The sequence below is a fragment of the Streptosporangium sp. CA-115845 genome, from assembly GCF_050943795.1.
Lineage (GTDB): Bacteria > Actinomycetota > Actinomycetes > Streptosporangiales > Streptosporangiaceae > Streptosporangium.
Window position 1 is genome coordinate 7,207,892 of the sequence record NZ_CP191988.1, and the last position, 12,669, is coordinate 7,220,560.

The window sequence follows — 12,669 nt, forward strand, 5'->3', positions numbered from 1 at the left end:
AGGGTTCCGGACCCGGCCAGACGGCGGGACCCGGATTCACAGGGAGGGGACCTGTAAAAAGAAGGAACCTCGATGTACCCTTTGACGGCAATTCGTCCTACCATCGGTGGTCTAGGCCACTTATGCACCCCTGCCAGCAGGGATCTCCTGGTTACCGGTAAGTAGAGATGCACTTTCCGGGGTAAGCGACCAGGATGGAAGACGACCTACACCAGACAAAAGTCCATCCTCGGAAGGCGAGACCCAGTGGCTTCCGGACGCCAGCGTTTCTCGATCATCAGCGACGGCCTACCCAGCCAGCTTCCTGATGTCGACCCCAGTGAGACCCAGGAGTGGCTCGAGTCGCTCGACAACGTCATCAAGACGGAAGGTCGCACTCGTGCTCGTTACCTGATGCTTCGGCTGTTGGAACGGGCCCGCGAGCATCAGGTCGGTGTGCCCGGCCTGCGTAGCACCGACTACATCAACACCATCCCGCCGGAGCGTGAGCCCTGGTTCCCAGGCGACGAGTACGTCGAGCGCCGGATCCGCGCCTACACGCGCTGGAACGCGGCGATCATGGTGACCCGGGCCAATGCCCGCACCAACGTCGGCGGGCACATCGCCACCTACGCCTCGGCCGCGTCGCTCTACGAGGTGGGTTTCAACCACTTCTTCCGCGGCAAGGACCACGGCGAGTCCGGAGACCAGGTCTTCTTCCAGGGCCACGCCGCACCTGGCATCTACGCCCGCGCCTTCCTTGAGGGCCGCCTCAACGAGGCCCAGCTCGATGCCTTCCGCCAGGAGCTCTCGCACGGCTTCAAGGGCCTGCCCTCCTATCCGCACCCCCGCCTGATGCCCGACTTCTGGGAGTTCCCCACGGTCTCCATGGGTCTCGGCCCGATCGGGGCGATCTACCAGGCCCGGTTCAACCGCTACCTGCTGAACCGGAAGATCAAGGACACCAGCCGGAGCCACGTCTGGTGCTACCTCGGTGACGGCGAGATGGACGAGCCCGAGTCGCTCGGCGCGATCGGCCTGGCGGCCCGTGAGGAGCTCGACAACCTCACCTTCGTCATCAACTGCAACCTGCAGCGTCTCGACGGCCCGGTACGCGGCAACGGAAAGATCATCCAGGAGCTGGAGTCCTACTTCCGCGGCGCCGGCTGGAACGTCATCAAGGTCGTCTGGGGCCGCGACTGGGACCCGCTGCTGGCGGCCGACGTCGACGGCGTGCTGGTCAACAAGATGAACACCGTCCCCGACGGCCAGTTCCAGACCTACTCCGTCGAGTCCGGCGAGTACATCCGCGAGAACTTCTTCGGCGACGATCCGCGCCTGCGCAAGATGGTCGAGCACCTGTCGGACGAGGACATCCGCAAGCTGTCGCGCGGCGGCCACGACTACCGCAAGGTGTACGCGGCCTACAAGTCGGCCCGCGAGCACGTCGGCCAGCCGACCGTCATCCTCGCCCAGACCATCAAGGGCTGGACCCTCGGCAAGGACTTCGAGGCGCGCAACGCGACGCACCAGATGAAGAAGCTGTCCAAGGCCGACCTGAAGGAGTTCCGCGACCGGCTCTACCTGCCGATCCCCGACTCCGCCCTCGAGGCCGACCTTCCCCCGTACTTCCACCCGGGCGAGAACGACCCCGAGATCCAGTACATGAAGGAGCGGCGCGCGGCCCTGGGCGGTTTCCTGCCCAAGCGCGTGACGCGCGCCAAGCCGGTCAAACTTCCCGGCGACGCCGCCTACGCGCAGCTGAAGAAGGGCTCCGGAAAGCAGAACGTCGCCACTACCATGGCGTTCGTCCGCCTGCTCAAGGACCTCATGCGTGACAAGGAGATCGGCCACCGGTTCGTGCCGATCATCCCTGACGAGGCGCGCACCTTCGGTCTCGACGCGATCTTCCCGACGGCGAAGATCTACTCGCCGCACGGCCAGACCTACGAGGCGGTCGACCGCGAGCTGCTGCTGTCGTACAAGGAGTCGACCGAGGGCCAGATCCTGCACGAGGGCATCAGCGAGTCGGGCTCGATGGCCTCCACGATCGCGGTCGGCTCGTCGTACGCCACGCACGGCGAGCACATGATCCCGATCTACATCTTCTACTCGATGTTCGGCTGGCAGCGCACCGCCGACCAGATGTGGCAGCTCGCCGACCAGATGGGCCGCGGCTTCCTGCTCGGCGCCACCGCCGGCCGCACCACGCTGAACGGCGAGGGCCTGCAGCACGAGGACGGCCACACCCCGCTGATCGCCTCGACGAACCCGGCGGCGGTCTCGTACGACCCGTCGTGGGGGTTCGAGGTGGCCCACATCGTCAAGGACGGCCTGCGGAGGATGTACGGCGAGCAGCCGGAGAACGTCTTCTACTACCTGACCGTCTACAACGAGCCCTACCTCCAGCCCGCCGAGCCCGCGGACCTGGACGTGGCGGGCCTGCTCAAGGGTCTGTACAGGTTCGCCCCGGCTCCGGACGTCTCGGGCCCGAGGGCCAACATCCTGGCGTCCGGCGTGGCCGGGCCGTGGGCCGTGGAGGCCCAGCGGATGCTGGCCGAGGACTGGGGTGTGGCGGCCGAGGTCTGGTCGGCCACCTCCTGGACAGAGCTGCGCCGCGACGCGCTCGCCGCCGAGGAGCACAACCTGCTCAACCCCGAGGCGGACAAGCGCGTGCCGTACGTCACGCAGGCGCTGTCGAAGGCCCAGGGGCCGTTCGTGGGCGTGAGCGACTACATGCGGGCGGTCCAGGACCAGATCGCCCAGTGGGTTCCCGGTGACTGGAACTCGCTCGGCACCGACGGCTTCGGCCTGTCGGACACCCGGTCGGCGCTGCGCCGCCACTTCCACGTCGACGCGGCCTCGATCACCCTGGCCGTGCTCACCCAGCTGGTCGAGCGCGGTGAGCTCGACCCCGAGGTGCTGGGCGACGCCATCTCCATGTACCACTTGAAGAACGGCGTGACCGAGGCCGGGGGCGCCGAGAGCAACGACACCCAGTCCATGGGCGTGTGATCCTTTCCGGGCGGGTTCTCCTTTTCCATGGAGGCCCGCCCGGTTAGGGTGGAATCGCTTCCCCCGGCGAACAATTCCAGGGGGAGCTTTTTCATGGCAAGAATCCTTAGGGCGGCCGCGACGGTCGCGGCCCTGTCAACCGCGCTCGCCGCCTGCGGCGGCAGCGGCGACGGAAACAGTGTCGCCGCGGGCACCTCCGCGCCGGCCGCCACGCCCTCGGCCACGCCCTCGGGAACGATCGCCTGGGGCCCGTGCACCGATATCAAGCGACCCGGTGGCCAGCCTCCCGCGCAGTCCGAACGCGCGCAGCAGTGTGGAAAGCTCAAGGTCCCGCTCGACTACGCCAAGCCTGACGGCGACTCCATCGACATGGCCGTCATCCGCGTCAGGGCCTCGGGTCCCGGTACCCGAATCGGCTCGCTGGTCTTCAACTTCGGCGGTCCCGGCGCCTCGGGCGTCGACACCCTCGCCCAGGCCGCCAAGGCCTTCACCAATCTGAACCGCCGCTACGACCTGGTCAGTTTCGACCCCCGCGGGGTCGGCCGCAGCGCGGGCGTCCGGTGCGGCGACAACGCGATGATGGACAAGTACACCTCGATGAACACCCTGCCCACCAACGACGCCGATCGCGCCGAGATCCGGCAGACCACCAAGGAGTTCGTGACGGCCTGCGGGCAGACCTCGGGCAGGCTGCTGCCCTATGTCGGCACGGTGAACGCCGCCGCGGACATGGACCGCCTCCGCGCGGCCCTGGGCGAGAAGAAACTGAACTACTTCGGCATCTCGTACGGGACACAGCTCGGCGCGGTCTACGCGACCAAGTTCCCGAAGAACGTGGGCCGATTCGTGCTGGACGCCCCGCTGGACCCGAGCGTGTCCCTGGCCGATCGCACGATGGTCCAGACGAAGGGCTTCCAGCACGCCTACAACGCCTTCCTCAAGGACTGCGTGAAGGAACCCGGTCAGTGTGAGATCGGCACCGACGTGACCCTCGCCAACAAGAACGTCATGAAACTCATGGACGACCTGAAGGACACCCCGCTCGAGGTCGGCGACCGTACTCTGACGCAGGGACTGACGGGCACCGGCATCGCCGCCGCGCTGTACTCGGAGATGACCTGGCCGCTGCTCGACCAGGCGTTGGGCCAGGCGATCAAGGGTGACGGACGGATCATGCTGGCACTGGCCGACAGCTACAACGGCCGCCTGCCCGACGGCAGTTACACGACGCTCATGAGCAGCTTCCCGGCGATCAGTTGCGTCGACACCGCGGAACGACCCACTCCCGGGGAGCTGGCCACGGTCGAGGCCGAGACGATGAGGGTCTCCCCGCTGTTCGGCGGCAGCGGGATGGGCCTGACCTGCTCGATGTGGCCGGTTCCCGGCAGCGACGAGGCCAGGCGGGTCAACGCCACGGGCTCGGCCCCGATCGTGGTGATCGGCGGCACCGGCGACCCCGCCACTCCGTACGAGTGGGCTCCGAAACTGACCTCGGAACTCAGGACCGGCGTGCTGGTGACCTACAAGGGCGAGGGGCACGGCGCCTACCTGTCCGGCGACGCCTGCATCTCGAAGGTGACCGACGCCTACCTGATCGACGGGAAGGTTCCCGCGAAGGGAATCACCTGCTCGAACTCCTGACATGCCCTTTCCCGGACCCTCCGAGCACCGCGGTCCCCCTGGCGACGCCCCCGCGTTGCCGGGGAACCGCCTCACCCGGGAGGGGGCCTAGGAGGCTGGTGTTTTTCGCGCGAAGTAATCTTGGTCCCTCCACCAAGCCGTCAAAAACAGTGAGGATCGGGAGCACACACTCCACTTGGAGGCCGAATCTGCCTCCGGAATGGACGCTCTGTGGGTGTGACGCTCCACCATGATCGCTAAGCGGCCGTTTAACACCAGCCTCCTAGCAGGTCTCCAGCCGGGGCAGCGCGGTCTCGAAACGGAAGTCGACCCTGCCCAGGTGGTTTTCGAGCAGGCGTGCCAGGGTTTCGTCCCGGTACATCGACGTGATCACTTCGTTGATCTTCCGGCAGGCCACCGGGTCGCCGGTTCGAAGTGCCACACCGTACCGCTCCGAGGTGAGCCTGACTCCGACGATCTTGAGTTTGACGCCGCGCAGGCGGGCGCCGAAGCCGGCGATCAGCAGGTCGTCACCGACCATGGCGTCGGCACGGCCGTCCGCCACCTGTACCGCGCACTTGGCGGGGTCGTCATCCCGTACGGCGACGAAGTCGACGCCCCTGTCCCGGATCATCGTGCCCGTGGTCTGGCCGGTCGACAGGCAGATCCTCCTGCCGCGCAGGTCCTTCAGATCGTCGATCTTCGCACTGGCGCGGACGAGCACGTCGCGATGGGCGACGTAGTACGGCCCGGCGAAGGCCGCCCGGCTGCGATCGGCGTCGTCGATCGAGAGGTTGGAGATCACCAGGTCGACCTTGCCCCTCTCGACCGCCTCCTCCCTGGCCGCGTAGCCCACGGGCACGAATTCGAGACCGCCGGCGCGCACCGACAGGGCCTTCGCCAGGTAGGCGGCCACGTCGGCCTCGAACCCGCGCGGCGGGTCGTCGCCCAGTGAGATCCCCGGCAGGCCGCCGCGGTAGCCCACCCGGAGCCTGCCGGTGGCCTTGATCCGATCGAGCAGGGGTGAGCCCGTGGAGACCTTCGTGACCTCGGCCGCGACCGAGGGGGGCGATGACGGCGGACGGATGGGCTCGGCCCGCCCGCCGGGCGGGAAACCGAACTGGACGGCCAGGAAGGCGCCGACCCCGCCGAGGACGGCGATCCCGCCGGCGATCGCGACCCGCCTCCGGGTGCGCCTGACCGGCTCCTCCGGCCGCGTCAGATCCACTGTGGCGGCCTGCACGCCCTCGGCCAGCACCTCCTCGGATGCCTCCGCCTCGTCCACCGGATGGCCGAGCAGGCGTTTCAACAGCACGTCCGAGGTGGGCCTGAGCTTCTGGTCCTTGTTCAGGCAGGTGGCGACGAGCTCACGCAGCCCGTCGGGCAGGGCGCTCAGGTCGGCCTCGTGGTTGATGACGCGGTTGAGCGTCGCCACGATCGTGTCGCTCCCGAAGGGGGCCTTTCCGGTGGCGGTGAAAACGATGGTCGAGCCCCAGGCGAACACGTCGGCGGGGAACCCCACCCGCTCTCCGGCGATCTGCTCGGGCGCCATGTAGGCGGGGGTGCCGACCGCGCGGGTGGTGATCGTCCCGCTCTCGTCAATGATCTTCGCGATGCCGAAGTCGACCACCCGGGGGCCGTCCGTGGCGAGCATGACGTTGTCGGGCTTGAAATCCCGGTGCGCGATGCCCGCGTGGTGGATCGCGGTCAGCGCGGTGGCGGTGCCGATGGCCAGGCTCTCCAGTGCCTCACCGGACAGCGGCCCGTCGCGCTCGACGACCCGGCGCAGCGACGGGCCCTCGATCAGCTCGCTCGCGATGTAGGGCGTCTCACCGTCGAGGTCGGCGTCGAGCACCCGGGCGGTGCAGAAGTGGGCCACCCGGCGAGCCGCCGCCAGCTCGCGGGCGAAGCGGGCGCGCGCGTGGACCTCCTCGGTGAAGCGCACGTGCAGCAGCTTGATGGCGGCGCGCTCGCCGCCCTCGGACTCCCCGAGGTAGACGACCCCCTGACCGCCCTCCCCCAGCCTGCCACTGAGCGAGTACTCCCCCAGTCGCGGCGGATCCCCCGGCCGCAACGGTCTGATCTCCGGCACCGCGGACCCCTCGTTCCCTGCGCTTTGCCAGAACATTACACATCGGACGGGGGATGATCACCCTTCTTCGCCGGGCCGACCGGACGCGATCTCCCATGTGTGAACAACGGTGATCCTCACCATGGCTCCATACCGCGGTTGAACCGACAAAACAGCATCGATAGCCTAGGCCGACGCATCTCATTGGAGCTCGATGGCCCAACCACCAAAACACCCGCCGGCCGCACCACAGAATCTTCCCGGCAGACCACCCGCCAGGTCTTCGGGGTTCAAGGCTTCCAGGGTGGTCACCATCACCGGGATCAGCGTCGTCTCGCTGCTTCTGGTCAGTTCCTGCTCCACGCAGCAGGACTACGAGGAGGTGGGCGCCGAGTGCGTCGACCTCAACAGCCGCCAGCCGGACGGCACGTACCAGGTGGTGGACGAGGACCTCTGCGACGACGACACCCGCTACCACGGGTCGCGGGGCGCCTACAGCTGGTACTACGGCGGCGTCAGGAACGGCGTCCGCATCCGGCAGGGGACCACCGTGCGCCCCTCGGACGTCAAAATCACCAGCCGTAAGGGCACCGTGATCCAGCGGGGCGGCTTCGGCGGGCGCAGTGGGTCGGGTAGCGGGAGCTGATCCGGCACAGATGAGACGCGAGACCTCGCTCCCCCGCGCCGACTGGGAGAGCATCATCGAAGGCCACGGCCTGGCCTACCACCGCTCGGCACACCCCGAGGGTCTCACCCGCCCGTACTGGGACGAGACCGTGCAGTACGTCTTCTCCATGGACGAGGTCCTGGACCTGGAGAACCAGGTCGAGGACCTGCACCGGATGTGCCTGCACGCCGTGGAGCACGTCATCGAGAAGAACCGCTACGCCGACTTCGCGGTTCCTGACTGGGTGGCCCCGGAGATCGCCGCCTCCTGGGAGCGGAACGATCCGCACCTGTTCGGCCGGTTCGACCTGCGCTACGACGGGACCGGTCCGGCCAAGATGCTGGAGTACAACGCCGACACCCCCACCAGCCTGCTGGAGAGTTCGGTGGTGCAGTGGTTCTGGCTGCGCGACCGCTATCCCGACGACGACCAGTGGAACTCCATCCACGAACGGCTGATCGCCAGGTGGCAGCAGATCTCGACCGGCCTGCCCACCGGACCCACGCACTTCGCCTGGACCAACATGGACGCCTCGGGCGAGGAGGCGATGACCCTCGCCTACCTGCAGGAGACCGCCGACCAGGCCGGGCTCAAGACCGTCGCGGTGGCCATGGAGGACATCGGCTGGGACGACCTCAACCTCCGCTTCGTCGACATGGAGCGCCGGGTGATCCGCTCGCTCTGCAAGCTGTACCCGTGGGAGTGGGCGGTCGCCGACCCGTTCGGCACACGGGCGGTGCGCCAGCAGGTCTCGATGACCTGGATCGAGCCGCTGTGGAAGATGCTGCTGTCCAACAAGGCACTGCTCGCGGTGCTCTGGGAGCTGTATCCGGACCACCCGAACCTGCTGCCCGCCTATCTCGACGGCCCTCGCGACATGTCCTCGTACATCACCAAGCCGCTGCTCGGCCGCGAGGGCGCGAGCATGCGAATCGTCGCCCCCGGCGAGCGCGTCGAGACCTCGGGCGGCTACGGCGCCGAAGGGTACGTCTACCAGGAGTTCCAGGCACTGCCCGTCTTCGACGGCTGGCGCCCCGTGCTCGGCGCCTGGGTGGTCCACGACGAGGCGGCGGGTGTCGGCATCCGCGAGACCTCGGGGTTCATCACCGACGACACGTCGTCATTCGTCCCGCACCGCATCGAACTCTGAGTCCCGGAAAGAGAAACGACACATGACCCCCACCCCCGTGCCGACCATGACGTACGTGCCCTCCGTGCCCAGCACCGAGACGCTCTCGCTCGCCGAGATTCTCGGGCGCGGCGCGCTCGCGATCGCCGCCTACGCCGCCCTCGGCGTGATCCTGCTGATCATCGGCTTCTACGTGATCGACATGGCCATTCCCGGCAAGCTCAGCCGGCTGATCAAGGAGGAGCGCAACCCCAACGCCACGCTGCTGGCCTGCTCCGGGCTGGCCGCCGTCGGGCTGATCGTCGCGGCCTCCATCTGGTCCTCCGGCGGCGCCCTGCAGGAGGGCCTGCTCGCGACACTGGTCTTCGGCCTGGTCGGCATCGCCGTACAGACCGTGGCGATGATCGCGTTCGACAGGGTGGCGGGAATCTCGGTGCGCGATCTGGTCAAGGAGCCGGAACTCCAACCGGGCGCCCGGCTGCTGGCGGTCACCCACCTGGCCATCGGGCTGATCACCGCCGTCGCGGTCGTCTGAGCGCGGTCGCGTCCACCGCAAGGGGCCCGGTCGTACCGGACGTACAAGATCGAGGAGCGTGCGCTGTCGGGAACCGTGGCCGGCGCATCTCCGACGACCTGGCACTCTTAGTGGCGTGAGGGAACGGAGCGAGCGAGCGGTCAGGCACAGCGACGTCGTGATCGGGTCGGACGGGAGGGATCTCGATCCCGACCGGGTCAGGGAGGACACCACGCGCCGGCTGGAGCGGGCCATGGGCACGCTGAGCACGGCCGCCATGTCCCGGATGGACGACCGGCTGATGTGGTTTCGCGCGCTTTCCGCAGAGGACAGGTCCTGGGTCGGGCTGGTCGCCCAGGCCGGGATCGCCGCCTTCGTGGAGTGGTTCCAGCACGCCGGCGAGGGCCGCCCGACGCCCAGCATCGAGTTCTTCGGCACCGCGCCCAGGGAGCTGAAGCGGTCCATCTCGCTGCAGCAGACGGTCGACATCGTGCGGGTCGTGGTCGAGGTGGTCGAGGCACAGACCGAGGAGCTGGCGGCGCCCGGCGGCGATGACCAGCTCCAGCAGGCGATGCTCCGCTACACCCGCGACGTCGCGTTCGCCGCCGCGCAGGTGTACGCGCGGGAGGCCGAGGCGCGCGGCGCCTGGGACGCGCGACTGGAGGCGCTGATCGTGGACGCCCTGGTCAGGGGGGAGGTCGACGACGGCCTGCACTCCTGGGCCGCCGCGCTCGGCTGGACCTCCACCCCCGTCGTGGTGCTGGCCGGACAGACGCCCGACGACGACCCGCAGGCGGTGATAGACGCATTGCGCGACCGGGGCCGCAGGTCCGGTCTGGACATGCTGGCCGGAGTGCAGGGCGACCGGCTGATCGTGATCGTGGGCGGTGCGGACAGCGTCGCCGCCGCGGCCAGGCACGTGGTGCCGCGTTTCGGAAACGGGCCGATCGTGATCGGGCCCGAGGTCGCGGACCTGCACTCGGCCGCCAGATCCGCGCGGGCGGCGATGGCCGGGCTGCGGGCGGCCGCGGGGTGGCCGGACGCGCCCAGGCCGGTCCACGCCGAGGACCTGCTGGCCGAGCGGGCCCTCGACGGTGACGCCGACGCCAGGGCACAGCTGATCGAGAACGTCTACCAGCCACTGATCGGTACGCCACTGCTCGACACCCTGGCGACCTACCTGGAACAGGGCACCTCCCTGGAGGCGACGGCCAGGCTGCTGTTCGTCCACCCGAACACGGTGCGCTACCGTCTGCGTAAGATCACCGAGCTGACCGGCTACCAGCCGACGGAGGGGCGATCCGCCTTCACTCTGCAGGTGGGACTGATCCTCGGACGCCTATCGGAAACGCCGGTGACGTAGCAGGCTTTACTTAACTTCCACGAAACCCCCACTGTAGGTTCCCTACAAAAAAGTGGGGATAAACTTCGTCTGGATCTCTATCCGAGTATTGAACCTCTACAGGGCAGGCTGGATTTCGTGCTCGTCATCGTCGCTCCGGGCCAGGGTGCCCAGACTCCAGGCTTCCTCAGTCCATGGCTCGAACTACCGGGCCTGGCCGACCGGCTGACCGCTTGGTCGGAGTTGGCCGGACTCGATCTGATCGCCTACGGGACCACCGCCGACGCGGACGAGATCCGTGACACCGCCGTCGCGCAACCCCTGCTCGTGGCCGCCGGACTGGCCATCGCCGAGGTCCTGGGGGCCTCTCCCGACATCGTCGCCGGGCACAGCGTGGGCGAGTTCACCGCCGCGACCCTGGCCGGGGTGCTCACGCCCGAACAGGCCCTCGGCCTCGTCCGCGAGCGCGGCCAGGCCATGGCCAAGGCCGCGGCCATCACCGAGACCGGCATGTCCGCCGTCCTCGGCGGGGTCGAGGAGGAGGTCCTCGCGGCCATCGCCGCCAACGGGCTCACTCCCGCCAACGTCAACGGCGCCGGGCAGATCGTCGCCGGCGGCACGCTGGAGCAGCTGGCGGCCTTCAAGGCGGAGCCGCCCGCCCGCGCCCGGGTGATCCCGCTGTCGGTCGCCGGCGCGTTCCACACCGTGCACATGGCCTCCGCCGTCGACAGCCTGCGCGAGGCCGCCTCGGGCCTCACCCCGGCCGACCCCGCCGTCACCCTGCTGTCCAACAGCGACGGCGCGGCGGTCACCAGCGGCGCCGACTTCCTGGAGCGTCTGGTCACCCAGGTCGCCAACCCGGTGCGCTGGGACGCCTGCATGGCCACGATGGCCGAGCGCGGCGTCACCACCATGATCGAACTTGTCCCCGGCGGCACGCTCACCGGCCTGGCCAAGCGTGCTCTGCGCGGGGTGACGACCGTTGCCCTGAAGACCCCCGACGATCTGGGAGCCGCACGAGCCGCTCTCCAGTCGAATGAGGAGCGGTGACAGACGTATGAAGACCCCTCAGGGTTCTCCGGGCGCGAAGATCCTGGCCTTCGGCCACTACCAGCCTTCCCAGGTGGTCACCAACGACGACCTGTCCGCGACCATGGAGACCGACGACGCCTGGATCCAGAGCCGGGTCGGCATCAAGGAGCGCCGGATCGCCCCGGACAGCGAGTCGGAGATCGACCTGGCCGTGCAGGCGGGCGGCAAGGCACTCGCCGCGAGCGGCCTGTCGGTCTCCGACATCGACCTGGTGATCGTCGCCACCTGCACGCTGGAGACCCAGATCCCCAACGCCGCCGGCCGGGTGGCCACGCGGCTGGGCATCGACGCCCCCGGCGCGTTCGACGTCAACACCGCCTGCTCCGGCTTCTGTTACGCGCTCGCGGTCGCCAACGACGCGATCCGCGCGGGCTCGGCCACCAACGTGCTCGTCGTCGGCACCGAGAAGCTCTCCCAGTGGATCGACTGGACCGACCGCGCCACCGCGGTGATCTTCGCCGACGGCGCGGGCGCGGCGGTCGTCGGCCCCTCCGACACCCCGGGAATCGGTCCCGTGGTCTGGGGCAGCGCCGGTGACAAGTTCGACGCGATCATCATCAAGGACCGCGACTCCTTCCTGCATCAGGAGGGCCAGACCGTGTTCCGCTGGGCGACCACCGCGCTCCACCCCGTCGCCAAGGAGATCTGCGAGCGTGCCGGGGTGGATCCCGCCGACCTCGCGGCCTTCGTGCCCCACCAGGCCAACCTGCGCATCATCGAGACGATCGCCCGCAAGCTCGGCGCCGAGAACGCCGTCATCGCCAAGGACATCGTCCTGGCGGGCAACACCTCGGCCGCCTCGATCCCCCTTGCGCTGTCTCGGATGATCGAACGCGGCGAGGTCCGGTCCGGCGGGCTCGCCCTGCTGCTGGGCTTCGGCGCGGGCCTGACCTACGCCGGTCAGGTCATCGAGATCCCCTAGAACTTCCGCGCGGCTCCGCCGCACGGAAAGCCAGAAGAAAACCCATTTCAAGGAGAACACGCGACATGGCTCTGACCGAGCAGGAGATCCTCGCCGGCATTGGCAAGATCGTCAACGAGATCACCGGAATCCCGGCCTCCGAGGTCACTCCGGAGAAGAGCTTCGTCGACGACCTCGACATCGACTCGCTGTCCATGGTCGAGATCGCCGTCGCCGCCCAGGACGAGTTCGGCGTGGAGATCCCGGACGACCAGCTCAAGCACCTCAAGAACGTCAAGGACGTCATCAACTTCATCCAGAACTAAAGACGTCTCGATC

Annotated in this window: 10 protein-coding genes; 9 read left to right on the forward strand and 1 reads right to left on the reverse strand. The window is 68.5% G+C overall.

The window, feature by feature from the left end; all coding sequences use genetic code 11:
* Positions 1–246: 246 nt before the first annotated feature.
* Together aceE and ACQP0P_RS34410 are read left to right on the forward strand one after the other, a co-directional pair.
* Positions 247–2,994: a pyruvate dehydrogenase (acetyl-transferring), homodimeric type gene (gene aceE, locus ACQP0P_RS34405; RefSeq protein ID WP_433363095.1), complete on the forward strand. Its 2,748-nt coding sequence runs from the start codon at positions 247–249 to the stop codon at positions 2,992–2,994.
* Between the two features lie 93 nt (positions 2,995–3,087).
* Positions 3,088–4,635: an alpha/beta hydrolase gene (locus tag ACQP0P_RS34410; protein ID WP_433363098.1), complete on the forward strand. Its 1,548-nt coding sequence runs from the start codon at positions 3,088–3,090 to the stop codon at positions 4,633–4,635.
* A gap of 262 nt (positions 4,636–4,897) precedes the next feature.
* Here ACQP0P_RS34410 and ACQP0P_RS34415 read toward each other — a convergent pair whose 3' ends face one another.
* On the reverse strand, positions 4,898–6,706 hold the full coding sequence (locus ACQP0P_RS34415) for a serine/threonine-protein kinase (RefSeq protein ID WP_433363101.1): 1,809 nt from the start codon (positions 6,704–6,706) through the stop codon (positions 4,898–4,900).
* A gap of 283 nt (positions 6,707–6,989) precedes the next feature.
* On the opposite strand from ACQP0P_RS34415, the gene ACQP0P_RS34420 reads away from it, so the two are divergent.
* The 7 genes from ACQP0P_RS34420 to ACQP0P_RS34450 all read left to right on the forward strand — a co-directional run bounded on the left by ACQP0P_RS34420 (position 6,990) and on the right by ACQP0P_RS34450 (position 12,656).
* Positions 6,990–7,331 (forward strand): hypothetical protein, encoded by a 342-nt coding sequence (locus tag ACQP0P_RS34420; RefSeq protein ID WP_433363104.1) that lies wholly within the window; start codon positions 6,990–6,992, stop codon positions 7,329–7,331.
* 10 nt (positions 7,332–7,341) lie between these two features.
* Positions 7,342–8,502 carry a glutathionylspermidine synthase family protein gene (locus ACQP0P_RS34425; RefSeq protein WP_433363107.1) on the forward strand — a complete coding sequence of 387 codons (1,161 nt, stop codon included), beginning with the start codon at positions 7,342–7,344 and terminating at the stop codon, positions 8,500–8,502.
* A gap of 22 nt (positions 8,503–8,524) precedes the next feature.
* Positions 8,525–9,016 (forward strand): DUF350 domain-containing protein, encoded by a 492-nt coding sequence (locus tag ACQP0P_RS34430; RefSeq protein WP_433363110.1) that lies wholly within the window; start codon positions 8,525–8,527, stop codon positions 9,014–9,016.
* Between the two features lie 232 nt (positions 9,017–9,248).
* On the forward strand, positions 9,249–10,358 hold the full coding sequence (locus tag ACQP0P_RS34435) for a PucR family transcriptional regulator (RefSeq protein ID WP_051753216.1): 1,110 nt from the start codon (positions 9,249–9,251) through the stop codon (positions 10,356–10,358).
* Between the two features lie 117 nt (positions 10,359–10,475).
* Entirely contained in the window at positions 10,476–11,387 is a 912-nt protein-coding gene (locus tag ACQP0P_RS34440; protein ID WP_433363113.1) for an ACP S-malonyltransferase, read from the forward strand.
* A gap of 7 nt (positions 11,388–11,394) precedes the next feature.
* Positions 11,395–12,351 (forward strand): beta-ketoacyl-ACP synthase III, encoded by a 957-nt coding sequence (locus tag ACQP0P_RS34445; RefSeq protein WP_433363116.1) that lies wholly within the window; start codon positions 11,395–11,397, stop codon positions 12,349–12,351.
* Between the two features lie 65 nt (positions 12,352–12,416).
* Complete coding sequence (locus ACQP0P_RS34450; RefSeq protein ID WP_030920149.1) at positions 12,417–12,656, forward strand: acyl carrier protein; 240 nt, start codon at positions 12,417–12,419, stop codon at positions 12,654–12,656.
* The last annotated feature ends 13 nt before the right edge of the window (positions 12,657–12,669 follow it).